At 37.7% G+C, this 438-nt stretch carries 1 pseudogene; it reads right to left on the reverse strand.

The annotated features are described in order from the left end of the window. Positions 1-188 (reverse strand): annotated as a pseudogene (locus LRP83_RS23145) (IS110 family RNA-guided transposase); the annotation flags it as partial. Positions 189-438: the final 250 nt, after the last annotated feature.

Genomic DNA, 438 nt, shown 5'->3' on the forward strand with positions numbered 1-438 from the left:
GTCGCCTCAAATACGATTTCAGGGGCTTGTCCATCAAGAGCTGTTATTCCCTTAATACGAAGGTGTAGCTGCTCAAAATCATTGCGTGTATGGTACAATTCCCCTTCATATTCACATTGTCTATAACCATCATAAATGGCAATTGTGCTTTTCCCTTTACTTACATCAAGAGCGATGACATGTTTCATATAAATATTCTCCTTTTATAACCAATCATAGAAGTCTTCACAGTGCCTTATCGATTCCATTTTCTTATACACGATCTCTAGGACCCAACATACTAAACTGATTCAAACAAGGGTGTGAAGTTGGCCTGTTTTAAATACGGACTCTAACATGGTCCAATAAGCGGATTGACCTTCCTTCACTTCTACTATAAAAAAAATAGTAGCACAAACCATGGCCTTGGTCTGTACTACTAATGTTAGTATGTTTTAC

The sequence above is a fragment of the Pseudoneobacillus rhizosphaerae genome, from assembly GCF_917563885.1.
GTDB classification, from domain to species: Bacteria; Bacillota; Bacilli; order Bacillales; family Cytobacillaceae; genus Pseudoneobacillus; species Pseudoneobacillus rhizosphaerae.